The sequence below is a fragment of the Janthinobacterium sp. FW305-129 genome (assembly GCF_020858115.1).
Classification (GTDB): Bacteria; Pseudomonadota; Gammaproteobacteria; order Burkholderiales; family Burkholderiaceae_D; genus Janthinobacterium.
The window spans coordinates 24,758-50,166 of record NZ_JACYMM010000001.1; the positions used below are offsets into that span (position 1 = coordinate 24,758).

Sequence of the window (25,409 nt, forward strand, 5' to 3'; positions counted from 1 at the left end):
GCAAACGGGCACGCGCTGTGATGGATAAATTATAGGCAGGCATGGCCGTAGCTTGTGTTCTGTGCCGCACATAGTGGCGCATGTCGATCAAGATTCCCGCAGGAAACATTCATGCCTGACTTAAAGATGTATGTAATTTGCATGTTTAAGCGGATTCCGTTACACTGGCAACACTCAACAAGAGAAACACGCCATGAATATCGACAAATTCAAACAGCAGCACCTGGCCATCCTGGCCGCCATCGATGACTTGCGCCGGCTGGCGCGCTGCGGTGTCGCCGCGCAGGCGCAGGCCATCGCCGAACAGATCATCGCCATGAGCGGCTTGATCAAGCTGCACCTGGCCGTCGAGCAGCGCTACCTGTATCCGGCCGCGCAAGCGTCCGGCGTGGCCAGGGTGGCCCAGCTGGGCCGCCAGTACGAAAACGAGATGCACGGCATCGCCGGCGCCTACCTCGATTTCGCCGGCCGCTGGAATACGCCCGTGCGCCTGGCGGCCGAGCCGGAAGCCTTCCGCAGCGAAGCCAATACCGTGCTGCACGCGCTGTTCCAGCGCATGCGGCGCGAGGACCACGAGTTATATCCAGCTGTAGAAACGCTGGCCTGAGACCGCTTACCCATATACACAGGAGTTTTACATGCTGACCCAAGAACAACGCGCCATCATCACGGCCACCGTCCCCATCCTCGAGCAAGGCGGCGAGGCGCTGACCCGTCATTTCTACAAGAACCTGTTCCGCGACCATCCGGAAGTGCTGCCGTACTTTAACCAGGCGCACCAGCACAGCGGCGACCAGCAGCGGGCGCTGGCCAATGGCGTGTTGATGTACGCCAAACATATCGATCAGCTGGCAGCGCTGGGCGACCTGGTGGCCACCATCGTCAACAAGCACGTGGCCCTGCAGATCCGCGCCGAGCACTATCCGCTGGTGGGCGCCAGCCTGCTGCAGGCGATCCGCGAAGTGCTGGGCGAAGAGGTGGCCAGCGATGCCGTCATCGATGCCTGGGGCGAAGCCTACGGCCAGCTGGCCGACATCCTGGCGGGCGAAGAAGGGCGCATCTACAAGGCGCAGGCTGCCGCGCCGGGCGGCTGGAGCGGCGCGCGCGACTTTACCGTGCGCAGCAAGACGGTGGAAAGCGGCGAGATCACGTCCTTCCTGCTGGCGCCCGCCGATGGCCAGCCCGTGCTCGACTTTGCGCCAGGTCAATACATCGGCGTGCTGGCTGACGTCGATGGCGTGCCCATGCGCCGCCAGTACTCGTTGTCCGCCGCCAGCAATGGCCAGACCTACCGCATCAGCATCAAGCGGGAAGAGGGCGGCAAGGTGTCGAATTTCTTCCACGACCACGTGCAGGCGGGCGATACCGTGCAGCTGACGCCGCCATCGGGCGACTTCGTGCTGACGGATGGCGACAAGCCGCTGGTGCTGATCAGCGGCGGCGTGGGCATCACGCCGACCCTGGCCATGCTGACGGCGGCCCTGCGCGGCAAGCGTCCCGTGCATTTCATTCACGCGGCGCGCCACCACGGCGTGCATGCGTTCCGCGCGCAGATCGACGAACTGGCCGCGCAGCACCCGCAATTGAAACGCTATTACTGCTACGCGGAACACGCCGGCGCGCAAGATGCCCCCGATGCCGTCGGCTTGCTGAATAAAGAGCAGTTGAATAGCTGGCTGCCAGCCTCGCGCGACGTCGATGCGTATTTCCTGGGGCCGCAGCCGTTCATGCGGGCCGTCAAGCAATACCTGCGTGAACTGGGCGTACCGGAACGGCAGACGCACCATGAATTCTTCGGCCCGGCAGCCGCGCTGAACTGACCTTGTCTGCCTGGTGTTGCTCCTTGTATTGCCCCTGCGAGAAAAAAACGCCGCCGTAAGGGGCGGGTAAGGCTCGCCCCGTATTGTGAAGCCAAGCTCGACAAGAAAAGAGCAGTTTTTTACATAACGGAGGCAACACCATGCATGACGATCTTGTGCAACAAATCAAGCGCGACCCCAATTATCATCAGCTGCTCAAGGTGCGCTCGCGCTTCGGCTGGGCCCTGACGGGCCTGATGATGCTGGTGTATTACGGCTACATCCTGCTGATCGCGTTCGACAAGGAATTTCTTGCCGCCAAAACCGGCGCGGGGGTGATGACCTGGGGCATGCCGATCGGCCTGTTCGTCATCGTGTTTACCGTGGTGATCACCGGCATCTACGTGCGCCGCGCCAACAAGCAATTCGACGACCTGACCAGCGCCATCCAGGCACGGGTGCAAGCATGAACGGCGCCGTATTGACGCAACGCAAACTTCCCTGCCTGGCAGCGCTGGCCTTGCTGGCGGGCGCCAGCGGCAGCGTGCTGGCGGCCGGCGCCGACCTGGGCCAGGCCGTCAAGCAGCCCACCAACTGGACGGCCATCATCATGTTCGCCGTCTTCGTCATCTTCACCCTGTTCGTCACCAAGTGGGCGGCCAAGAAGACCAAGTCGGCCTCCGATTTCTACACGGCGGGCGGCGGCATCACGGGCTTCCAGAACGGCCTGGCCATCGCGGGCGACTATATGTCGGCCGCCTCGTTCCTCGGCATTTCCGCCGCCGTCTTTTTGAACGGCTATGATGGCCTGATCTACGCCATCGGCTTTCTCGTCGGCTGGCCCGTCATCACCTTTCTGATGGCCGAGCGCCTGCGCAACCTGGGCCGCTACACCTTTGCCGACGTGGCCGCCTACCGCTTCAAGCAGGCGCCGATCCGCATTTTCTCGGCCTCCGGCACCCTCGTCGTCGTGGCCTTTTACCTGATCGCGCAGATGGTGGGCGCGGGCCAGCTGATCAAGCTGCTGTTCGGCCTCGAATACTGGATCGCCGTCGTCCTGGTCGGTACCTTGATGATGATCTACGTGCTGTTTGGCGGCATGACGGCCACCACCTGGGTGCAGATCATCAAGGCCGTGATGCTGCTCGGCGGCGCTACCTTCATGGCCGTGGCCGTGCTGGCGCAGTTCAACTTCAGCCCGGAAGCGCTGTTCGCCAAGTCCGTGGACGTGCATGCCACCAAGGAAGCCATCATGGGCCCCGGTTCCTTCATCAAGGACCCGATCTCGGCCATCTCGTTCGGCATGGCGCTGATGTTCGGCACGGCCGGCCTGCCGCACATCCTGATGCGTTTCTTCACGGTACCGAGCGCCAAGGAAGCGCGCAAGTCCGTGTTCTGGGCCACCACCTGGATCGCCTATTTCTACATTTTGACCTTCATCATCGGCTTTGGCGCCATCGTGCTGGTAAGCACCAATCCCGAGTTCAAGGATGCGGCCGGTAAATTGCTGGGCGGGAACAACATGGCGGCCGTGCACCTGGCCAAGGCCGTGGGCGGCAACGTCTTCCTCGGCTTCATGTCGGCGGTCGCGTTTGCCACCATTCTGGCTGTCGTGGCGGGCCTGACCCTGTCGGGCGCGTCGGCCGTGTCGCACGATCTGTATGCCACCGTCATCAAGAAGGGCAAGGCCACGGGCGCCAACGAGTTGAAGGTGTCGCGCGTGACGACCATCGTGCTGGGCATCATCGCCGTGGTACTGGGCATTGCCTTTGAAAAGCAGAACATCGCCTTCATGGTGTCGCTGGCCTTCGCCATTGCCGCCTCGGCCAACTTCCCCGTGCTGTTCATGTCGGTGCTGTGGAAAGACTGCACCACGCGGGGCGCCACCATCGGCGGCTTCCTGGGCTTGACCACGGCCGTCGCGCTGACGGTGGTGTCGAAGTCCGTGTGGGTCGACGTGCTCGGCCATGGCGAAGCGCTGTTCCCGTACGCTTCGCCGGCGCTGTTCTCGATGACGGCGGGCTTCGTCGGCATCTGGCTGTTCTCGGTGCTCGACAAGAGCCCGCGCGCGCGCATCGACCGGGCCGGCTATGAAGCGCAGCAAATGCGTTCGGAAACGGGCATCGGCGCGGCAGGCGCCAGCGCGCATTGATGTTGTAGGTAATTACTGCAGGAAACAATGCCCGGTTCGCCGGGCATTGTTGTTTTTGGCGCGCGCTTATTTGGCCACGCGCAGGGGAATCACGCCCGCCGCCAGCGCCGGTGCGCCCGGCGCCGCTTCGAGTATCGAGGCCAGGGTCACCGTGTCGAGCACGGCCAGGAAGGCGGCCGTGGCCTGGCCCAGCTTGGCTTTCAGCAGGCAATCGGGCGTCAGCGGGCAGGTATTGTTTTCCTTGTTAAAACATTCCGCCATGAAAAAATCGTTTTCCGTTTCGCGCACGACGGTGCCGATATTGATCTCGGCCGGGTCGCGCGCCAGGCGCAGGCCGCCGTTGCGTCCACGCACGGTTTCCACGATGCCCGACAGGCCCAGCTGGTGCACCACCTTCATCAGATGATTCTTCGAAATCGCGTGCAGGTCGGCGATATCCTGGATGGTGACGAGGCGGTCGCGGTGCACGCCCAGATACATCAGGGTGCGCAGGGTGTAGTCGGTGTAGGCAGTCAGTCGCATGGGGTTCGTTCATAAGATGTGGATTACATCCTTGTTTCAGCCGCCAGCATACAGGAGAGGGCCGGCCCTGTGTGTTGCCTCTGTGTGTTGCCTGTGTATGGCGCCGTCACTTTTCAGCCTCGAAAGACAAAAGTTGATTGCCTTTCGCTTAAATGCGTAGTAAATTTTCATATTGTTGCCCTGGCAAACAGCTCGCAAGCCCCTGCTGAACCCTTTAGGCATGGATTTTATTGATGAAAATCAAGAGGATGGTGAAGCAATAAGGTAAATTTACTACAAAAATCGGATGATGGGCGTTTCCCGGGGCCGGGGAGCGCGTACTACGCAATCTGTGCGGTGCCGCCGTGGCCGCCCCAGGAAATGAATACCATGCAAATGAATGAAGTGAAAGACGAGCTGCTGAGCAGCGATATCCGCCAGCTGGGCCGTCTGCTGGGCGACGCCATCCGCAACCACCTGGGCGACCCCGCCTTCGAGCGCATCGAACACGTGCGCCAGCTGGCCATCCGTTTCCGCCGCGACAATGATGAAGCGGCGCGCGCGCAGCTGTCCGATGCGCTGCAAGCGCTGTCGCAGGAAGAAACCACGCAATTGACGCGCGCCTTCAGCTACTTCTCGCTGCTGGCTAACATTGCGGAAGATCAACACCACATCCGCCGCACGCGCGCCCATTTGATCGCCGGTTCGCCGCCGCGCCAGGGCAGTCTCAGCCATGCCGTCGGCAATGTGTTTGACGCGGGCAAGGCCGATGCGCTGGAAACTTTCTTTGAAGATGCTTTCGTCAGCCCCGTCTTTACGGCGCATCCGACGGAAGTGCAGCGCAAGAGCATCCAGAATTGCCAGATGGCCATCGCCCGCCTGTTGAGCGAGCGCGACCGCGTGCAAATGACGCCGGAAGAGGCGGAGCAGAACGAAGAAGCGCTGGGCCGCGGCATCGTCACCCTGTGGCAGACGCGTCTGTTGCGCACGAGCAAGCTGTCCGTCATGGATGAAGTGGCCAACGGCCTGTCGTTCTACGACCACACGATCTTGCGCGAATTGCCGAAATTGTATTCCTCACTGGAAACCATGCTGGCCCAGCGCGATGCCCGCTGGGAAGATGCGGAATTGCCCAATTTCATGAAGGTCGGCAGCTGGATCGGCGGCGACCGCGACGGCAACCCCTTCGTCACGGCCGACATCCTGCGCAGCACCCTGCAGACGCAAGCGGACAAGGTGCTCGACTTTTACCTCGGTGAATTGCGCAAGCTCGCTTCGCAACTGTCGCTGGCGCAAATCCTGAACGCCTGCAGCGAGCCGCTGCGCGCGCTGGCCGAGCGTTCGGCCGATGCGTCGCCGCACCGCGTCGACGAACCGTACCGCCGCGCCCTGCATGGCATCCATGCGCGCCTGGAAAGCACGCGCGTCGTGCTCTCTGGCAAGGGCAAGCAGGCAGACGGCGTGCAGCCCTATGCGACTGCCGCCGAACTGCTGGCCGACCTGGACGTGGTCCAGCATTCGCTCGTCAGCAACGGCTTGCGCGCGCTGGCGCGTGGCCGGCTGCGCCAGCTGCGCCGCGCCGTCAAGGTCTTCGGCTTTTCGCTGGCGCCGCTGGATTTGCGCCAGAATTCCGACGTGCACGAGCGCGTCGTGGGCGAACTGTTCGCGGGCGCCCAGCCTGGCCTCGTCTACCTGGACCTCGACGAAGAGCAGCGCATCGCCGTGCTGCTGGCCGAGCTGGAGTCGCCGCGCCTGCTGGCGTCGCCGTATGCGCAGTATTCGGAAGAAACGACGTCCGAACTCGACATCTTCCGCGCCGTGCGCGCAGCCCACGTCAAATACGGCAAGGAATCGGTGCCGAATTGCATCATTTCCAAGGCGGCCAGCGTCTCGGACTTGCTGGAAGTGGCCTTGCTGCTGAAAGAAGTGGGCTTGCTGCGCCAGGATAGCCGCGAAGTGGACGTCAATATCATTCCCCTGTTCGAAACCATCGACGACTTGCGCGCCGGCCCCGCCATCATGGCGCGCGCGTTCGGCTTGCCGTTCTACCGGGGCTTGCTGGCGTCGCGCGCGGACCAGCAGGAAGTCATGCTCGGCTATTCCGACAGCAACAAGGATGGCGGTTTCTTGACGTCAGGCTGGGAACTTTACAAGGCCGAGATCGAGCTGGTGACCGTGTTCAAGGAATACCAGATCAAGCTGCGACTGTTCCACGGCCGCGGCGGTTCCGTGGGACGCGGCGGCGGACCCAGCTACGAAGCCATCCTGGCCCAGCCGGCGGGCGCCGTGCAGGGGCAGATCCGCCTGACGGAGCAGGGCGAAGTCATCACGGCCAAGTATGCGAACCCGGAAGTCGGGCGCCGCAACCTGGAAGTGCTGGTGGCCGCCACCATCCAGTCGACCCTGCTGCCGCAGGCGCAGCTGCAGCCGAAGGCCTCGGCCGGCGCGGGCCATTTGGCCGCCATGGAAGAGCTGTCCGGCACGGCTTTGAACGCTTACCGCGATCTCGTCTACGGCACGGACGGCTTCGAACAGTATTTCTGGGAATCGACGGTGATCGCCGAGATTGCCGCGCTGAACATCGGCAGCCGTCCCGCCTCGCGCAAGAAATCGACCTCGATCGAGGATTTGCGCGCCATTCCCTGGGTCTTGAGCTGGGCCCAATGCCGCTTGATGCTGCCGGGCTGGTTCGGTTTCGGTTCCGCTGTGCAAGCCTACCTGGCCGCCCATCCCGCCGACGGCGCGGACGTGCTGCGCGGCATGTACACGGATTGGCCTTTCTTCACGTCATTGCTGTCGAACATGGATATGGTGCTGGCCAAGAGCGACATCGCCATCGCCGGCAAGTATGCGGAACTGGTCAAGGACAAGGCCTTGCGCGACGCCATCTTTACGCGCATCCGCGCCGAATACGCGGCCACGCTGGATGCCTTGAAGCTGATCACGGGCCAGGAAGAGTTACAGCAAGCCAACCCGCTGATGCAGCGCTCGATACGCAACCGTTTCCCGTACATCGATCCGCTCAACCACGTGCAGGTGGAGCTGCTGAAACGCTTCCGCGAAGGCAAGCAGGATGCGGCGGCCCGCACGGGCATTCATTTGTCGATCAATGGCATCGCCGCAGGACTTCGCAATAGCGGTTAATTGATTCATTCAAACAATATCAAGGAGACAGCATGACCATCAAAGTTGCCATCAATGGCTATGGCCGCATCGGCCGCAACGTCTTGCGCGCGTTTTATGAAGGCGGCAAGCAGCAGGATATCGAGATCGTCGCCATCAATGACCTGGGCGACGCCAAGTCGAATGCGCATCTGACGCGCTACGACACGGTGCACGGCAAGTTTCCCGGCGTCGTCACCATCGATGGCGAGAACATGCTCGTCAACGGCGACCGCATCCGCGTCTTCGCGCAGCGCGACCCGGCCCTGATTCCGTGGGGCGAGCTCGGTGTCGACGTCGTGCTCGAATGCACGGGTTTCTTCACGACCAAGGAAAAAGCCTCGGCCCACCTGAAGGGCGGGGCAAAGAAAGTCATCATTTCCGCGCCGGGCGGCAAGGATGTCGATGCCACCATCGTGTTTGGCGTCAACCAGCACGTGCTGAAAGCCACGGACACGGTCATCTCGAATGCCTCGTGCACGACGAATTGCCTCGCGCCATTAGTCAAACCGCTCAACGACGCCATCGGCATCGAATCGGGCCTGATGACCACCGTGCACGCCTACACGAACGACCAGGTCTTGTCCGACGTGATGCATGAAGACTTGCGCCGCGCCCGCTCGGCCACGCATTCGATGATCCCCACCAAGACGGGCGCGGCGGCCGCCGTCGGCCTCGTCTTGCCGGAACTGAATGGCAAGCTCGATGGTTTCGCCGTGCGCGTGCCGACGATTAACGTCTCGCTGGTCGACCTGTCCTTTATTTCCAAGCGCGACACCACGGTCGAGGAAGTCAACGCCTTGCTGAAAGCGGCGTCGGAAGGCGCGCTGAAAGGCATTCTCACTTACCAGACGGAACCGCTCGTTTCCATCGATTTCAACCATAACCCGGCCTCGTCGAACTTCGATTCCACACTGACCAAGGTCTCGGGCCGCCTCGTGAAAGTGTCTTCGTGGTACGACAACGAGTGGGGTTTCTCGAACCGCATGCTCGACACCACGGTCGCCCTGATGGCGGCCAAGTAAGAAGAACCAGCGCTGATCCAGCGCACCAGGACGGCCGGCCCACAAGGCCGGCCCTTGCAGCAGCACGAACCTTATAGAAAGCAGCACACCATGACCATGCAAGTACAGCAACGCGCCACCAAGATCGTTTCCACCATCGGCCCCGCTTCGAACGATATCGATACCCTGGTCCGCATGTTCAAGGCCGGCGTCGACGTCGTGCGCCTGAACTTCTCGCATGGCAAGGCGCAAGACCATATCGACCGCGCCCGCATGGTGCGCGAAGCGGCAGCCCTGTGCGGCCGCGAAGTGGCCATCATGGCCGACTTGCAAGGCCCGAAGATTCGTGTCGGCAAGTTTGAAGAAGGCAAGATTTTCCTGGAAAACGGCGCCAAGTTCATCCTCGACGCGAAATGGGGCGAAAACGGCGAACTGGGCAACATCGAACGCTGCGGCCTCGACTACAAGGAATTGCCGCGCGATTTGCGCGCCGCTGACGTATTGTTGCTCAACGACGGCCTCATCGTCTTGACGGTCGACAAGGTCGTCGGCAGCGAAATCCACACGACCGTCAAGATTGGTGGCGAATTGTCGAACAACAAGGGCATCAACCGCCAGGGCGGCGGCTTGTCGGCCCCGGCCCTGACGGCGAAGGACATGGAAGACGTGAAAACGGCGATGAGCTTCCAGGCCGATTACGTGGCCGTCTCGTTCCCGAAAAACGCCACCGACATGGTCATGGCGCGCCAGCTTGCGAATATCGCGGGCGAAGCATGGGATCACAAGCCGATGATGATCGCCAAGATCGAGCGCGCGGAAGCCATTCCCGCGCTGCAAGAAATCCTCGACGCGTCCGACGGCATCATGGTGGCGCGCGGCGACCTGGCCGTCGAGGTGGGCAACGCGGCCGTGCCGGCCTTGCAAAAGCGCATGATCAAGATGGCGCGCGCGTCGAACAAGCTGGCGATCACGGCCACGCAGATGATGGAATCGATGATCGTCAACGCCGTCCCGACCCGCGCGGAAGTGTCCGACGTGGCCAATGCCGTGCTCGATGGCACGGACGCCGTCATGACGTCGGCGGAAACGGCCTCGGGCCGCTACCCGATCGAAACGGTGGAAGCGATGGCCGCCATCTGCCTGGACGCGGAAAAGTGGGATACCTGCAAGCTCGATGCCGATTTCCTCAACGCCACGTTCTCGCGCATCGACCAGTCGATCGCCTATGGCGCCCTGTTTACGGCCCATCACTTGCGCGTGAAGGCGATTGCCACCCTGACGGAATCGGGTTCTACGGCCCTGTGGATGAGCCGCTGCAACATCGACATCCCCATCGTCGCGCTGACCCCCAGCGTGGGCACGCGCCGCAAGCTGGCCCTGTACCGCAACGTCAGCACCCTGGAACTGACGTCGGGCACGGACCGCGACAAGGTCTTGCAGCAGGCGGAAGACTTGCTGCTGGAGCATAAAGTCGTGGCCAAGGGCGACACCGTCGTGCTGACCTGGGGCGAGCCGATGGGCAAGGTGGGCGGCACGAACGCGCTGAAAATCATGAAGATCGGCCAGCACTGACCGATGACCGGCGGACGCCCGGCCTGCCGGACGTCCGCCGCGCTGGCCGCTCCGAATTTCCGGACGCGGCCGGCCCGGCCCTGATCTTGCCCGTCCTGGGCGCCCTGGCGCATTCCTGCGCATTGTTTGACATACATCATGGCCGTCAGCGCGGCGGTGTTGCCACGCCCCGTGGCCGGCCGGCTGGCGTTATCGGCTCCCGCGTGAGAATATGGATACTTTCCCATTTGGCAATTGAAAGAACCGTCAAGATGAAACCCGGATATGCTGCCGTATTGATGCTCATGCTGGCTTGCCCGGCCCAGGCGTGGGCGCAGGACGCTTCATGCGATGCGGACGACCGCACGGCGGTGACCTCGCTCGATGCACTTCCCGCCCAGGTGCAGGACTTGCTGGGGCGCGCCAGGCCGGGTGTTGCCGGTATCGCCGATGTTGGCGGAAAATTCAATCCGAGCGACGTCATCCTCGATCAGAGCGTGCCGATGCGCAGGCTGATTGGCGGCGCCGCAGGGCAGCGTTGCATCCGGCTGACGGTCGAATACGGCGGCGTGGGGCATGATCGGAAGACGCTGGAATACCATTTGATTGCGAATAACTGGATTCAGCTCAAGGGGGCGAATCCGGAACGGGCGCCAGCCGTTCTGCCCGCTGGCGTGCGCTGAGCGCGCGCCAGGCTGGCGGCGCATGCCGTCCAATGAATTTGTCGGGAGTGACCGTGAAACCCAATGACATGCGCATCGCCTTGCTGATCGATTGCGATAACGTGAGCAGCACCGCCGTGGAAGGCGTCCTTGCCGAACTGGCCAAACATGGCACGGTCAATGTGCGGCATGCGCACGGCGACTGGAAGAGCAGCTATCTGAGCGGCTGGGTGGAAAAACTCCACCCCAACGCCATCCGCCCCTTGCAGCAGTTCGCCTACACGAGCGGCAAGAACGCGACGGACGCCGCGATGATCATCGATGCGATGGACTTGCTGTACAGCAAGAATGTCGACGGCTTCGCCCTGATGACGAGCGACAGCGATTTCACGCCGCTGGCCATGCGCATCCTCGAGAGCGGTTTGCCCGTCTTCGGCTTCGGCGAACGCAAAACGCCGCCGGCCTTCGTGCAGGCGTGCTCGCAGTTCATCTACATCGAAAACCTGGTGCCGGCGGCGCAAGCGGCGACGGGGCAGGCCACGGTCGAAGCCGTTCGTGACAGCGCCCTGATCGAGGATCCCGTCCTGACGCAGCTGTTGCTCAACGCCGTCAGCCAGACATCCGAGATCGACGGCTGGTCGCACCTGAGCAAGGTAGGCAAATACGTTTCCAATACCAGTTCCTTTTCACCCATCAATTACGGCTACAAGAAACTCAGCGAAGTCCTGCGCGCGAGCGGCATGTTCGATATCGAGATGCGCAGCGATAATACCGCGATGTATGTCAAGCCCAGCATTGTGCGCCCGGCGCCGGCGCCGGCGAAACCCGCGCAAAAACGTTAAGCAGGCGCCGGACGCCGCGCTGAAACAACGGTTTCCTGCGATAGGCAGGCACCGGCATTGACGCCGGGGGCCAGGATTTGTGATAATGAGAATTATTATCAATTAGTCGCGCCTTGCCTTGCGCGCATCGGAGTCCTAGTGAACATTGCGCAATCCGGCGAATCGGTCGCAGTCATCTACAGCAATCATCATGGCTGGCTGATGCGCTGGCTGCGCGCCAAGCTGCAGTGCGCCGACCATGCGGCCGACCTGGCGCAGGATACCTTCGTGCGCCTGCTGACGGCGCCGCCCGAGGGGCGGCAGAGCTTGCGCGAACCGCGCGCCTATCTGACCACCGTGGCGCAGCGCCTGCTGATCGACCATTACCGGCGCCTGTCGCTGGAGCAGGCGTGGCTGGAAACGCTGGCGCAGCAGCCCGATCTGCTGATGCAGTCGCCGGAAGAGCGCTTGCTGGTACTGGAAGCCTTGCAGCGCATCGATGCCATGCTCGACGGCTTGCCGCCGCTCGTGCGCAGCGCTTTTTTGCTGGCCCATGTCGACGGCATGGCGTACGGGGAAATCGCCCGGCGCCTGGCCGTGAGCGAGCGCAGCATCAAGCGCTACATGGTGCAGGCCTTCGAACGCTGCATCCTCTTGATCCTGTGAGCGCCAGCACGGCTGCCATCGACGCGCGCGCCGCCCGCGCGGCGGCGCAATGGCTGGTGCGCCTGCACGGGGGACCGTTGAACGTTGACGAACAGCAAGCGTTCCAGGACTGGCGCGCCAGCGATCCCGCGCATGCAGCGGCCTGGCAGCGGGCCGAGCTCGTTTGCGGCACCCTGGCCAGCGTGCCGGCCGCGCTGCGCCAGACGGCGGAGGCGGCGCCGCAGTCGCCGCAGCGGCGCGCCGTGCTCTACGGCCTGGCCGGGCTGATCGCGGCCGGCCCGGCCCTGTGGCTGGCCAGCCAGTCGGCGCCCTGGCAAGCGTGGCGCGCCGGCATCCGCACGGCCAGGGGTGAAATCCGCCGCATGACCTTGCCCGATGGCACGCAACTGGCGCTCAATACGGACACGGCCATCGACGTGCGCTTTGACGGCGCGGCGCGGCTGGTGGTCTTGCATGCGGGCGAACTTCATGTTGCCACGGCGCATGACGGGGCCGTGCCGGCGCGCCCGTTCCTCGTGCGCAGCAGCAATGGCGCCGTGCGCGCGCTGGGCACGCACTTCAGCGTGCGCCAGGGCGGCAGCGTACTGGCGCCGCGCACCGAGGTGAGCGTCAGCGAGGGCGCCGTCGAGATCGCGCCATCGCAGGCGCCCGGCGGCTTGCGCAGGGTCGATGCGGGCCGGCAGGGCAGTTTCGACGACGTGGCCGTTTCCGCCTTGACGCCGCTGTCGCCCCATGCGGATGCCTGGCTGCGGGGCGTGCTGATCGCCGAGCGCATGCCGCTGGCCGAGGTGCTGGAACAGGTGGCGCGCTACCGCTACGGCGTGCTGCGCTGCGATCCGGCGCTGGCGGCCATGCCCGTGGACGGCATCTTCCAGTTGCACGACCCGGACAATATCCTGCTCCTGCTGCAACGTTCCCTGCCGATCCGGCTGGCTCGGCGCACGCGCTACTGGATCAGTGTCGAGGCGGCGTAAGCCGATCAGCGCCGCCATGCGCATTTTCCCTGTCCCTTTTTTCGGATTGCTTCGTCATACAAGGTAGAGAACGAACAATCCGAACCATCGAAAGGGTTTACATGGCTGTGCAGCACCGCTTATTTTCACCGTGGACGCCACCCGCGCTCCATCCCGCCACCGGCGCCGTGCGCGCCGCGCTGGCCGTGCTCCTCGCCATGGGCGCCGCCGGCGCCACTTTGCCGCAAATGGCGCTGGCGGCCGAGGCCAGCCAGGCGGCCACCGTGCGCGAGTACAGCATTCCCGCCGGCAACCTGCGCGAAGCGCTGGCCTCGTTTGCCATCGCCGCCGGCGTGAACCTGTCCACGCAGGGCGTGGCGCTGGACGGCCTGGCGACGCCGGGCTTGCAGGGCCGCCATGGCGTCACGGCCGGTTTGCAAACGTTGCTGCAAGGCAGCGGCCTCGAAGTGGCGGACGGCGGCAAGGGCAACTACCTGTTGCGAAAAATCAAGACCAGCACGGCCGATGGCGGCCTGGCCAGCATGCCCGCCGTCGTCGTCAGCGCCGAGGCGGACCGCGCCACGGAAGGCACGGGCTTGTACACGGCGCGCGCGATGTCGACGGCCACGGGCCTGAACCTGTCGCAACGCCACACGCCGCAAACGGTCAGCGTCATTTCGCGCCAGCAGATGGAAGATTTCGATCTGACCACCCTGCAGGACGTGGCGCGCGCCACGCCCGGTATCTATGGCAAGACGCAGGGCGTGTCCGACCAGGAAACCCGGTATTTTGCGCGCGGCTTTGCCTTGAGCCACGTGAATGTCGATGGCTTGCCGCTCGATGTCACGGATTTCAATGAACGCAACGTCTCGGCCGACATGCTGATGTACGACAGGGTGGAAGTGGTGCGCGGCGCCACCGGCCTGATGGAAGGGGCGGGCGCGCCGTCGGGCAGCATCAACATGATACGCAAGCGTCCCACGGCCACGCCCCTGCTGAATGCGTCCGTGCACGCGGGAAGCTGGCAGGACCGGCAGTTGACGGTGGACGCCAGCAATGCCCTGAACGCGTCGGGCAGCGTGCGCGGGCGCGTGGCGGCCAGTCTGCGCGACAGCGACAGCTTTGTCGACGTGGTGGGCAACAGGAACGGCACCGTGTATGCGATTCTGGAGGCGGACCTGACGCCGTCGACCACGGCCGGCATCGGCTTTTCGCGCCAGCACAGCCGCACAGACGGCGTGTTCGTCGGTTTGCCGACCTTGCCCGACGGCCGCCACATGGACTTGCCCCGCTCGACTTTCCTGAACAATGCCGATTCCTTCCAGAAGCGCGACAACAACGTCGTCTTCGCCGACCTGGAAACACAGCTGGAGAAGGGCTGGCGCAGCCGCTTCGCCATCACGCATATCGATGCCTCGTCGAGCACGCGCAATACCACCAACAGCCGCGTCGGCGGTGAAACGTTTTTGCTGGAACAGTCGGAAACGGGCTGGAAATACAACACGCAACAGGTGGTGGCCGACTGGCGCCTGAGCGGTCCCGTCACCTGGTTCGGCCGCCGGCATGACGTCATCGTCGGCGCCAGCTACCGTCATGACGATTCGGACGCGGCCCAGAGCTGGGAAGGCGCGCAAACGCGCGTGTTCGATCTGCGCCACTGGAACCCCCATGCCTACCCGATGCGCGGCGCGCCATTCGAGCCCTTTAACTGGGGCCGCAAGACGGACGAGAAGGGGATTTATGCGGCAGGCAACTTCAGCCTGGCCGATCCGCTGCGTCTGGTGCTGGGCGGGCGCTTCGGCTGGTATGCGCAGGATGTCACGGGCTGGTATGCCACCAATCCGGCGTGGCGCCGCAGCCTGACGGAAAACGCGAAGTTTACGCCGTACGCGGGCCTCGTCTACGACCTGGACCGGCACCATTCCGTGTATGCGAGCGGCACGCAGATCTTCGAGCCGCAAAGCGTGCTCGATGTAAAAGGCAATACCTTGCCGCCGTTGAGCGGCACCAACCTGGAAGCGGGCGTCAAGGGAGAGTATTTCGGCGGCAGGCTCAACGCCAGCGGCGCTTTGTTCCGCATCAAACAAAACAACCGCGCCATGACCGATGAAGTCAATTGCCCCACGGGCGGCGCCATCTATTGCGCCCGCGCTGCCGGGCAGGTGCAAAGCGAAGGCGTCGACTTGCAACTCTCGGGCTCGCCATTGCCGGGCTGGCAGATCGCGGGCGGCTACACCTATGTGCTGGCCAAGTACACGAAAGACAGCGTGGCCGCCAACGTCGGCCAGCGCATCGCCACGGACGAGCCGAAGCAATTGTTCAAGCTGTACACGACTGTGCAGCTGCGCGGCAGCCTGGAAAAATGGAACCTGGGCGCCTCCGTGACTGCGCAGGACAAGATCGAGCGCCGCGACAAGGCTTACCTGACGCAGCAGGGCGGCTACGCCATCGTCGGGCTGACGGCTGGCTACCGCATCAGCGAACAGCTGCAGTTGCGCGTGAATATCGATAATGTGCTCGACCGCCGCTACTACCAGGCGCTCGGCTATTCCTGGTCGGGCGGGCTGGAACGCTACGGCGCGCCGCGCAGCGTGCTGGTTTCGCTGAACTACAAGCTGTAGCGGCTGCGCCAGCAGAGCGCGCCCGTCCGGGCGCCTCTGCTACACTGCCGCCGTCTTTATCTTTTCACTCTGCCATGACCGCCATCCCTGTCCTTACGCCCCTGAAAAGCGCCTTCCAGCAATCGCGCGCCGAAAATAACATCGAGCTGATCCTGCCTGAACTGCTGGCCGCGCAATTGCACGTCGTCATCGGCGGGCAAAGCGAGCAGATCGACCTGTTCCTCGTGCCGTCGCCGAATCCCGAGCGCCAGTGCGTGACGGTGGCGGAAGACCCGGCCTTCCTGGCCGGCATCAATTTTCCCAAGATTCCCGTCACGGGTGCGCAGCTGATCGCGTCCATTCCCGCCGAGATCGAAATCGTCATCCTGCATGGCGATGGCGCCAATTACCTGACGCGCGAGCAGCTGGCGTGGTTCCGCGGCATGCTGGCACAGAACGCTTGAGCGCAGAGCCGGCGCGCAAGCTGAAAGGGGCGCGCGCCGAATGGATCTGCTTTGCGCCAGCCGACGATGCGGCGGCCCAGGCGGCGCTGATGGCGGACATGCGTCCCGTGCTGTCGCGCAGCGTGCTGCTGGCCGGCTGCGCGCTGATCCTCGCCTTTGTCGGGCAAGCCGTCTGGCGCGACGTGCCGTACGCGGGCGAGGCAGTGTTGTTCGGTCCGCTGGCTCTGGCCGCCTGGATCGCGGGCCTGGTGCTGTTTCCCGGACGCGCTTTGCTCTTTCATGTGGAACTTGGCGATGCGGGCCTGTTGCTGCGGCGCCATGCGCGGCGCCTGCCCGGCTGGGATAAAAGCGTGCAGCTGGAGTTGGCGCAGCTGCAGCGGCTGGACGTGGTCACGTATGCGGGCGCATTGCAGGTCTATCGGACCCCGGCACCGCTGGCGCGCGTGGAGCTGCTGCTCTACACGACTCTCGCGGACTGTCCGCTGATCCGCGTGGTGGGCCTGAACTTGCCCGTGCCGCAGCGCTGGACGCTGTGCCAGATCAAGGAGGAACTGAGCCGCCGCTGTAGACTGGCCGGTATCCCTGTCCGCGAGACGGCTGGGCCGATCAGCCAGGAATCCGCGGCCATCCGCGCGCGCTGGCCGCAGGGGTAGGCGCAGACGGGCCAGTGTCGCATCGCCGCCGCAATAACTATCATTTTTGATAACTATATTGCTGAAGTCCTATGAATATGTTCGCAAAGCAACTATACTCATGGCTCTTTAAAAAATCATCGTCACGCTGGCGGCCAGCCATCCGCGCCAGAGTTCGTACGCATTCCGCTTTTTCACTCTGTAAAAAGCACCTTTCCCCCGCGCGGCAGGCGCGGGCGTGATGACCGAGCCTTGCCCTGGTCGACTGCTACCGTTGTCATTTCCGCTGTGTTGCCGCTTTAGTAAAAGGCGTGGCGCCGGCGCGCGCGGTGCGCCGTCATGTTTTGCGACGTCACGTTTCACTCTATTGAGTTCACGACAGTATGCTGAGTTCCATCTTTGCCGTATCGGACGATACCTTGCCGTATATCTATGGCACGCACAATGTCTGGCTGGTGCTGTTTTCCATCGCTATCGCCATCTTCGCCTCGTTCATGGCCTTGCAGATCGCCGGCATGGCGCGCAGCAGCGAGCGGGGATTCCAGCGCCAGACGGCCATCATCACGGGCGCCATCGCGCTGGGCGGCGGCATCTGGTCGATGCACTTCATCGGCATGCTGGCTTTCGACATCTGCACGCGCGTGTCCTTCGAACCGGGCCTGACCCTGCTGTCCATGCTGCCAGGCGTGGCGGCCTCGTGGGTGGCGCTGCACTTGCTGGCGCGCCCGCGCATCAGCTGGCGCCAGCTGGTGGTGGGCGGCGTGCTCGTCGGCGTGGGCATCGGTTCCATGCATTACAGCGGCATGGCCGCCATGCAGACTTCGCTGACCCTGCATTACCAGCCCTGGCTGTTCGCGCTGTCGCTGCTGGTGGCCGTCGTCATGGCCATGCTGGCGCTGTGGATACGCTTCGGCCTGAGCGCCATGCGTTTGCGCCTGGGGCCGCTGGCGTCCTTGTTTGCCAGCAGTGCCGTCATGGGGCTGGCCATTTCCGGGATGCATTACACGGGCATGCTGGCGGCGCGCTTTTCCGGCACGCCCACGGCGGGCGACAATACGATTACCGTGCAAGCCTCGTTCGTGGCCCTGGCCGTGGCCCTGATCACCGTCACCCTGACGGTGTTTGTCGCCGCCGCGAACGGCTTGCTGCGCTACCGCCAGCTGCTGCGCCACGCCAGCGCCAGCGAATCGCGGCTGCGCGCCATTGTCGATACGGCCGCCGACGGCTTGATCACCATCGATGGCCAGGGCAAGGTGCGCTCCTTCAATCCCGCCGCGGAAAGCCTGTTCGGCTGGCGCGAAGCGGACATCGTCGGGCGCGACGCCAGCGTGCTGCTGCAGCCGGCCGACGCGGCCGAATACGAGGGTTATCTGCGCGACTACCTGGAAACGGGCGCCTCGCGCATCCTCGACAGCGGACGCGAACTCGATGGCTGCCACAAGGATGGCGCCGTGCTGCCCATGCGCGTGGCGATCGGCAAGATCGACACGCCGGGCCAGCCCCTGTTCGTGGCCTTCGTCACGGACATGCGCTCGTCGCGCAGCATGGAGCAGGCGCTGAAGGACAGCGAGCGCCAGTACCGCACCCTGATCCGTAATATCCCCGGCGTGTCCTTCCACTGCAGCTTCGCGCCCGAATGGAAGATGATTTTCATCAGCGACGCCGTCTTCAACCTGACGGGCTGGATGCCGCAGGACTTCATCGAAGGGCGGGTCAGGCTGTTCGACCTCGTGCATCCGGACGACCGCCAGCGCGTCAACGACACCTGCGTGCAGGCGGCCGGCGAACAGCGCGACTTCGAGAACGTCTACCGCATGCTCCACCGCGACGGGCGCGAGCGCTGGGTGCGCGAAAGCAGCGGCCCCGTGCTCGATAACGACGGCGTGGTGCGCTGGATTGACGGCGTCATCCTCGACATCACGGAAAGCGAATTGCGCAACGCCGAATACGAAGGCAAGGTGACGGCCATTTCGCGCGCGACGGCCGTCGCGGAGTTCGACCTGCAGGGGCGCATCCTGGAAGTGAACCAGAACTTCCTCGACCTGGTCGGCTACCGGCTCGAGGACGTGCTGGGCCTGCACCACAGCATCTTCTGCGAACCTGCCCACGTGACCTCGCCCGACTACATCGCGTTCTGGCAGCACCTGGCGGGCGGCGAATTCAATACGGGCGAGTACAAGCGCATCGGCAAGGATGGCAGGGAAGTGTGGATACAGGCCTCGTACAACCCGATCTTCAACACGGACGGCAAGCCGTTCAAGGTGGTCAAGCTGGCCACCGACGTGAGCGAACGGCGCGCCATGCAGGAAAACCTGCGCGCGGCGAAAGACCGCGCCGAGCTGGCCGCCGAATCGAAGACCAGCTTCCTGGCCAACATGAGCCATGAGATCCGCACGCCGATGAACGCCATCATCGGCTTTACGGAAGTGCTGCTGGGGACGGCCCTGGACAGCCTGCAGCGCCGCCACCTGGGCACGGTGCGCCAGTCGGCCCGTTCGTTGCTCGAACTGCTCAACGACATCCTCGACACGGCCAAGCTGGAAAAAGGCGCCACCGAGCTGGAACTGGTGGACTTTTCGCTGCCGGACCTGGTCGACCACGTGGCCGCGTCCCTGCGCGTCACGGCGCATGCGCGCGACCTGGTGCTGCACGTCGACGTCGATCCCGGCATGGGCCAGTTCTTCCTGGGCGACGCCCGCCGGGTGCAGCAGGTGCTGACGAACCTGATCGGCAACGCCGTCAAGTTCACGGAAGTGGGCCATGTGCGGGTGGCCGTCGACATGCAGGGAGATCAAGTCCACATCGCCGTGCACGACACGGGCATCGGCATCCCCGCCGACCGCCTGGACAAGATATTTGCACCATTCACGCAAGCCGATTCCTCGATGAGCCGGCGTTTTGGCGGCACGGGCCTGGGCACGACGATTTCGCTGCAGCTGGTCGAGCTGATGGGGGGCACCATCACCGTGGAAAGCACCTTGGGCGTGGGCAGCGTGTTCCACGTGCTGCTGCCGCTGGCGCCGGGCAAGGCCGTGGCGCGCCGCAGCGAGCAGCCCGTGGTGGCCTTGCCGCCGCTGCGCATCCTGGCGGCCGACGACGTGCCGCAGAACGTGGAGCTGCTCCTGATCAGCCTGGGCGCGGCCGGCCACCAGGTGATCGCCGCCAGCGATGGCGAGAGCGCCGTGCGCGAATTCGGCAAGGGCAGCTTCGACATCGTCCTGATGGACGTGCAGATGCCGCGCATGGATGGCCTGGAAGCGACGCGCCTGATCCGCGTGCACGAGCGCGAGCAGGGCTTGAAGGCGACGCCCATCATCGCCCTGACGGCCAGCGTGCTGGAACAGGACCGGCGCGCCGCGCAGACGGCGGGCATGAACGGTTTTGCCTCGAAGCCGCTGGAAATGCACAAGCTGACGGCGGAAATCGCCCGCCTGCTCGATATCGCCGTGGCCAAGCCGCCGCCGGCGGCCGGCGCGGCGGCGCGTGCGGCCGACGGCCAGGTCGACTGGCAGCGCGGCATCGCCCTGTGGGGCGGCCGCGAAGCCTTGCAGCGGGCTATCGGCCGTTTCGTGCAGGCCAATGGCGATTGCGCCGCCATGCTGGCGGCGGAACTGGAGCGCGGCGACGGCAGCGTGGCGGGCCACCTGCTGCACCGTATCAAGGGCGCGGCGGGCAATTTGTGCCTGGTGCAGGTCGAAAGCCTGCTGGGACGCATCGAGCAGGCGATTGCGCGCCAGCTGCCGGCCACCGAATTGCTGCTGCAGCTGGCGGCCGCCTTCGTGGCGCTGGCCGGCGAGCTGGAAGAAGTTGGGATGCCCGCCGTGGCCATGCAGGCGCCGGCCGCCAGCGCGCCGCTCGATGCGCCTGCCGCTGGCGCCTTGCTGCGGCAAGCCATCGCCAGCCTGGAAGGCGGGCAGCTGGACGATGCCCTGATGGCGCAGATCGCCGCCATGCTGGCGCCGCACGGCCAGCAGCAGCGCCTGCAGGCGCTGGCCAGCGCCATCGACGACTTTGAATTTGCGCGTGCCGCGGGCGTGCTGCGCCAGCTGCTGGCGTGGCTGGAAGCACCAGCGCCTGCCGACCTTTCCTGATATTGGACTGACGATGACCTTACACGAAGACAAACCGATCCTGCTGCTGGTCGACGATGAAGCGACGAACCTGCAGGTGCTGCGCCAGATTTTGCAGGACGATTACCGCCTGCTGTATGCCAAGGATGGCGAGAAGGCGCTGGAACTGGCGCAGAACAACCCTGTCGAACTGATCCTGCTCGACATCATGATGCCCGCCATGACGGGCTATGAGGTGTGCCGCCAGCTGAAAGCCATGCCGGCCACGGCCTCCATCCCCGTCATTTTCGTCACCGCCCTGTGCGACGTGAAGGATGAGGCGGACGGCTTCGACGCCGGCGCCGTCGACTACATCACGAAACCCGTCAGCCCGCCCATCGTGCGCGCCCGCGTGCGCACGCATTTGTCGCTGGTGGACGCAGAGGAATTGCGCCGCTCGCGCCTGCAGGTGATCCAGACCCTGGGCCAGGCGGCCGAGTACAAGGATAACGAGACGGGCATGCACGTCATCCGCATGAGCTATTACGCGCGCCAGCTGGCGCTGGCGGCCGGCTACAGCGCGGCCAGGGCGGAAGATTTGTTGAACGCGGCACCGATGCATGACGTGGGCAAGATCGGCATCCCCGACGCCATCCTGCAAAAGCCGGGCAAGCTCGATGCGGAAGAATGGAACGTCATGCGCCGCCACGCGGAAATCGGCGCGGCCATCATCGGCGAGCACGCGGGCGGCCTGCTGAAAATGGCGCGCACCATCGCTCTGACGCACCACGAGAAATGGGATGGCAGCGGCTATCCGCAAGGCTTGCAAGGCGAGCAAATCCCCCACGAAGGCCGCATCGTCGCCATCGCCGACGTCTTCGACGCCCTCACCAGCGAGCGCCCCTACAAGCCCGCCTGGACGGTGCCGGACGCGATCGCCACCATGCAGCGCGACAGCGGCACGCATTTCGATCCGCAGCTGCTGGCGCTGTTCATCGAACAGTTGCCGGCCATGCTGGAGATCAAGGACAAGTGGCGCGAGCCGGCGTAGGGAGCCTCAGCTCAGGGCGGGGCCACGCGCAGGCGGTCGGCCAGCAAGCGCGGATATGCTTCAGTGTCGCCGAATTGCACGTGTGAGCACGCCATGCTTGTCCCCAATGTTGTCATCTGGCGAGAAGAAATCGCATAGGCAAGTTTGCCGGGTTGTCGGCGCGATGGATACATGAAGCCGTGAATCGCGCCTGCCTCCTGTGCAATGATCTGATCCAGCTGCCAGCCCAGCCATTGGCACCAGCCGTGATCTGGGCTGTGCAATTGATCGTAAGTGCCCAGGCGGCTGGCGGCCAGCCCGGTCAGATCGAGCAATTGCAGCGGGGCGCTGAATGACAAGGTCGCGATCAGGGCTTGCTCCGCCCGGTGTGCGATGTAAAACGTGCCCGGGCGCGTTACGTCGTTTTGGCAAAGCTGGGCTTCCCAGGCCGCCGTGTAGGCATCGTCCGCAAGATACGCCCAGTGATAGGGGAAGCCGGCCGCATCTGCCAGTTCGGCGGGCGGGCCGAAGCGATAGGTGCGCTGGACTTTCAACGGCCAGATCGATGCCGTGTTCCATGCCGCGCGCACCAGGACCTGGCCTGCTGGATGGGTGATGATATGACTCAATAATTCAGCGCGCAACGATGCCAGCGCCGGCAGGCGCGCGGTCATTTCTGGCGGGACAGGCGTATCTTTCAGTTGCAGCGTCATGCGGGGCTAGCCTACGATATCGGCCATGCCCCTATGCTGCCACTTCGCTGCCGCAAGCACCTTGCGCAATCTCTCGCTGGCTGGCAAATCCAGCAGCGTTTGCTGACTGATATGCACTTCGGCCCGCGTTTCGAACGATTTGCCTGCGAGCAGCTCTGCCGGCGACAGTTCGTTGAGTTCGTCGGCGCTGCTGACCCAGAAGGCATGGATGTCACTGCCGGGCTGGCCGGCGAAGATGGCCAGCACGGGCGCGATCAGTTCCGGCACGGGCTGGACAAATTGCCAAGCCGGAAACTCCTTGCCGATACTGCGTCCCTTGGGCGTCACGCAATAGAACCGCTGGCTTTCCACGGCGCGATACAGCGACGCTTGCGACAGTGCCACCCATCCTTGCCCAATGACATCGGAAACCTTGAGTTTTGACACGGGAAGTTGCAGCGGTATCGATGGCGGGGCGGCGCGCAGCGAGGCGCGCGCCGCATCGAGCGCGCGTGTGGCCAGGTCGATCAGGCGCTCGCGCTCGGGACCTTGCGCCACTATGTCGAGTTGTGCGCTCACCAATTGCGAGAATTGCTCCACTACCCGCAGGTCGTTGTCGGTCCATTCCTGGCGCTCGGGCGCCAGGGTGTCGTGATGCAGATGCGCTGTCATGTTCGCTCCTCGGGTATATGCGCCAGGCGTATTACACACAAGATTATCATGTTTCGCAACTTTATCAAGCGAGAAGTGCATGTTTCCTGCATCAGACAGCGAGATATACGCGGCCGATCAGGGCAAGCTGTCCGGCAGCCGCAAAATCCGCCGTATCTCCAGGATCGCCTGCGGGCTTTCCTGCACGCTGTGCCAGGACGGAATGACTTTTTCCGACAGGGCGCCGTCGAGGTGGGCGCTGGCATACGGCACCACGCCATCGCTCGATTCTGCCAGGGGCAGCTCCGGCGTGTCGTTGCCCATGATGGAGTAGTAGCGCACTTTCGGGCTGATGGGCAGGTCGGCCACCAGGCGCACGAACGGGTCCTTGTCGCTGAGGTTATCGATGCTGTTGGGGATGCGCAGCGGCTCGCTGCTGCCCGTGTCGAGCTGCGCCAGGCTGCCGGCCGCGTCGGACAGCTGCTCGAGCATGTTGATGGGCAAGGTGATCAGGTTGGCGATCCAGCGCGCCACCTTGTGGTTGGCGAACGAGGTGCCGCGGTGCGGCGCGGCGATGAAGATGGCGCGGTTCACCTGCGGCATGGCCGTGAAATTGAGGTAGGGCGCTAGTCCGGCGCGCACTTTTTCCGCCTTCTTGCCCTTCAAATTGTATTCTTCCGTGATTGCGTCGAGCAGGGTGTTGCTGGCGTCGGACACCATCAGGCGCGCCAGCACGCCGCCCATGCTGTGGCCGATCAAGACCATCTCGTTCGCTGCCGTCGCCTTGCCAGCCGGGTCGAACTGCGCCAGGGTGGCGGCCAGCGCCTTGCGGATGGCGGCATTGTTGGCGGCCAGCGGCGCATTGCTCGGGTAGTACACCTGCCAGATCTGGTAGCGGCGGCGCAGCTGTTCGTCGCCCATCAGTTCATTCGCCACGTTGATCCACGCTTCCGGGCTGCTGGCCAGGCCGTGCAGCATGACGATGGTGCGCTTGTTCGGGTCGTACGGCTGCATCAGGTGCACCTGCGGGCGCGAAATGCCGTCGGCGCGGCCGAACAGGGTGCGCAGCGCCTGCACGCCGAAGCCGGAACGGGCCAGCCACAGGCCATAGCCGGCCGTGAAATTGGCCGCCACGGGCAGTTCCTGGCCCGCCATGCGCGTCGATTCGCTGCGCGTCGGGTCGACCAGCATCACCAGCAGCTGCTGCGTGGCCAGTACTTCTTGCAGGCTGTTGCCGTCGAAGCGGATCAGCGCCGTGACGACGGGGAAGCGCGTCTCCTGGTAGGGCACGTACTCGCCTTGCGGCGCCTGGGGCTTGGGCATGACGGCCACCAGGTCGGCGCCGAAGCCGTCGCGCCGGTAGACATTGCGCAGGCCGGAAAACGACAGCGAGGTGGCCGGCAGCAGTTCTTCGGGCAGGGTGCCGTCTTCGGGCAGGCGCAGGGCCGACAGTTCGCTGTCGATGTGCCAGCCGGCGACGCGGATCACATGGCCGTCCGGCCGGTATTCGCCGCGGTGGCGGAACAGGTTGCCGACGGCCTTTTGCACGGCATAGTTATAGTAGTCGCGGATTTGCGTCTGGCGCTCCTCGAAGGCGCGCTGGCCCGGCGTGCGCGTCGTGTAGAACAGGTAGGCGTAGGCATAGCGGGCCGATTCGAGCCAGGCGGCCAGGCGCTCGGCGCTGGGGTGGCCGCCCTGTTTTTCTTCCGCCAGCGCGCTTTCCAGCCATAATTCGGAGAGCGTCGCCAGGCGCTGCTCGTCGCTGAGCAGCTCGGAGCGGGCCAGGTCGGCACGGCAGCTGCCCGTATTGGCTTCGCAGGCGGCGATGTCGCTGCCGATGATGCGCAGCACCTCGCTGGCCGAGGCGCTGAGTTTGCCCGTGGTGAGGATGTCGCCGCGCCGTTGCTGCAGGTAGTCGGCCGGAGAAATGGCGCTGACGGTGACGGCGGCGCAGCCGCTCAGCAGCGCCGCCGCGCACAGGAGGGCGCATACGCGCAGACGCCGCATCAGCATGGCCGGT

The 25,409-nt window shown here is 64.2% G+C and carries 20 protein-coding genes; 16 read left to right on the top strand and 4 right to left on the bottom strand.

Annotation, left to right across the window (positions count from 1 at the left end; genetic code table 11):
• Positions 1 to 193 precede the first annotated feature (193 nt).
• The 4 genes from IGS61_RS00090 (at position 194) to IGS61_RS00105 (ending at position 3,951) form a co-directional block, all read left to right on the top strand.
• Positions 194 to 607 carry a hemerythrin domain-containing protein gene (locus IGS61_RS00090; protein WP_230537459.1) on the top strand — a complete coding sequence of 138 codons (414 nt, stop codon included), beginning with the start codon at positions 194 to 196 and terminating at the stop codon, positions 605 to 607.
• Between the two features lie 31 nt (positions 608 to 638).
• Positions 639 to 1,820, top strand: a complete 1,182-nt coding sequence (hmpA, locus tag IGS61_RS00095; RefSeq protein WP_230537460.1) for an NO-inducible flavohemoprotein — start codon at positions 639 to 641, stop codon at positions 1,818 to 1,820.
• 140 nt (positions 1,821 to 1,960) lie between these two features.
• Positions 1,961 to 2,269 carry a DUF485 domain-containing protein gene (locus IGS61_RS00100; protein WP_230537461.1) on the top strand — a complete coding sequence of 103 codons (309 nt, stop codon included), beginning with the start codon at positions 1,961 to 1,963 and terminating at the stop codon, positions 2,267 to 2,269.
• The gene (locus IGS61_RS00105; protein WP_230537462.1) at positions 2,266 to 3,951 is read left to right on the top strand and encodes a cation acetate symporter; all 1,686 of its coding nucleotides are present in this window, start codon (positions 2,266 to 2,268) and stop codon (positions 3,949 to 3,951) included. The genes IGS61_RS00100 and IGS61_RS00105 overlap by 4 nt, the downstream gene beginning before the upstream one ends.
• A 66-nt stretch (positions 3,952 to 4,017) precedes the next feature.
• Here IGS61_RS00105 and IGS61_RS00110 read toward each other — a convergent pair whose 3' ends face one another.
• Positions 4,018 to 4,473 (bottom strand): RrF2 family transcriptional regulator, encoded by a 456-nt coding sequence (locus IGS61_RS00110; RefSeq protein WP_230537463.1) that lies wholly within the window; start codon positions 4,471 to 4,473, stop codon positions 4,018 to 4,020.
• A 369-nt stretch (positions 4,474 to 4,842) separates the two neighbouring features.
• Here IGS61_RS00110 and ppc point away from each other — a divergent pair, with 369 nt between their 5' ends.
• The 12 genes from ppc to IGS61_RS00170 all read left to right on the top strand — a co-directional run bounded on the left by ppc (position 4,843) and on the right by IGS61_RS00170 (position 22,067).
• A complete protein-coding gene (gene ppc, locus IGS61_RS00115; protein ID WP_230537464.1) occupies positions 4,843 to 7,596 on the top strand; it encodes a phosphoenolpyruvate carboxylase in 2,754 nt (917 codons plus the stop codon).
• A gap of 32 nt (positions 7,597 to 7,628) precedes the next feature.
• On the top strand, positions 7,629 to 8,639 hold the full coding sequence (gene gap, locus IGS61_RS00120) for a type I glyceraldehyde-3-phosphate dehydrogenase (RefSeq protein WP_230537465.1): 1,011 nt from the start codon (positions 7,629 to 7,631) through the stop codon (positions 8,637 to 8,639).
• Positions 8,640 to 8,729: 90 nt separating this feature from the next.
• Positions 8,730 to 10,190: a pyruvate kinase gene (gene pyk / locus IGS61_RS00125; protein ID WP_215404338.1), complete on the top strand. Its 1,461-nt coding sequence runs from the start codon at positions 8,730 to 8,732 to the stop codon at positions 10,188 to 10,190.
• Positions 10,191 to 10,441: 251 nt separating this feature from the next.
• Entirely contained in the window at positions 10,442 to 10,852 is a 411-nt protein-coding gene (locus tag IGS61_RS00130; protein WP_230537466.1) for a hypothetical protein, read from the top strand.
• Between the two features lie 53 nt (positions 10,853 to 10,905).
• Positions 10,906 to 11,673, top strand: coding sequence for an NYN domain-containing protein (locus tag IGS61_RS00135; protein WP_230537467.1), 768 nt, complete (start codon positions 10,906 to 10,908; stop codon positions 11,671 to 11,673).
• A 138-nt stretch (positions 11,674 to 11,811) separates the two neighbouring features.
• Complete coding sequence (locus tag IGS61_RS00140) at positions 11,812 to 12,318, top strand: sigma-70 family RNA polymerase sigma factor (protein WP_230537468.1); 507 nt, start codon at positions 11,812 to 11,814, stop codon at positions 12,316 to 12,318.
• Positions 12,315 to 13,292 (top strand): FecR domain-containing protein, encoded by a 978-nt coding sequence (locus IGS61_RS00145; RefSeq protein WP_230537469.1) that lies wholly within the window; start codon positions 12,315 to 12,317, stop codon positions 13,290 to 13,292. Before IGS61_RS00140 ends, IGS61_RS00145 begins: the two co-directional genes overlap by 4 nt.
• A gap of 101 nt (positions 13,293 to 13,393) precedes the next feature.
• The gene (locus tag IGS61_RS00150; RefSeq protein ID WP_230537470.1) at positions 13,394 to 15,892 is read left to right on the top strand and encodes a TonB-dependent siderophore receptor; all 2,499 of its coding nucleotides are present in this window, start codon (positions 13,394 to 13,396) and stop codon (positions 15,890 to 15,892) included.
• Positions 15,893 to 15,966: 74 nt separating this feature from the next.
• Entirely contained in the window at positions 15,967 to 16,335 is a 369-nt protein-coding gene (locus IGS61_RS00155; RefSeq protein WP_230537471.1) for a hypothetical protein, read from the top strand.
• On the top strand, positions 16,332 to 16,988 hold the full coding sequence (locus IGS61_RS00160) for a hypothetical protein (protein WP_230537472.1): 657 nt from the start codon (positions 16,332 to 16,334) through the stop codon (positions 16,986 to 16,988). The genes IGS61_RS00155 and IGS61_RS00160 overlap by 4 nt, the downstream gene beginning before the upstream one ends.
• Positions 16,989 to 17,350: 362 nt before the next feature.
• On the top strand, positions 17,351 to 21,058 hold the full coding sequence (locus IGS61_RS00165) for a PAS domain S-box protein (protein ID WP_230537473.1): 3,708 nt from the start codon (positions 17,351 to 17,353) through the stop codon (positions 21,056 to 21,058).
• 13 nt (positions 21,059 to 21,071) lie between these two features.
• Positions 21,072 to 22,067, top strand: a complete 996-nt coding sequence (locus IGS61_RS00170) for a response regulator (protein ID WP_230537474.1) — start codon at positions 21,072 to 21,074, stop codon at positions 22,065 to 22,067.
• 11 nt (positions 22,068 to 22,078) lie between these two features.
• Here the strand turns inward: IGS61_RS00170 and IGS61_RS00175 are convergent, their stop codons facing one another.
• The 3 genes from IGS61_RS00175 to IGS61_RS00185 form a co-directional block, all read right to left on the bottom strand.
• On the bottom strand, positions 22,079 to 22,759 hold the full coding sequence (locus IGS61_RS00175; RefSeq protein WP_230537475.1) for an RES domain-containing protein: 681 nt from the start codon (positions 22,757 to 22,759) through the stop codon (positions 22,079 to 22,081).
• 6 nt (positions 22,760 to 22,765) lie between these two features.
• A complete protein-coding gene (locus IGS61_RS00180; protein ID WP_230537476.1) occupies positions 22,766 to 23,410 on the bottom strand; it encodes a hypothetical protein in 645 nt (214 codons plus the stop codon).
• Between the two features lie 117 nt (positions 23,411 to 23,527).
• On the bottom strand, positions 23,528 to 25,402 hold the full coding sequence (locus IGS61_RS00185) for an esterase/lipase family protein (protein WP_230537477.1): 1,875 nt from the start codon (positions 25,400 to 25,402) through the stop codon (positions 23,528 to 23,530).
• Positions 25,403 to 25,409 lie beyond the last annotated feature (7 nt).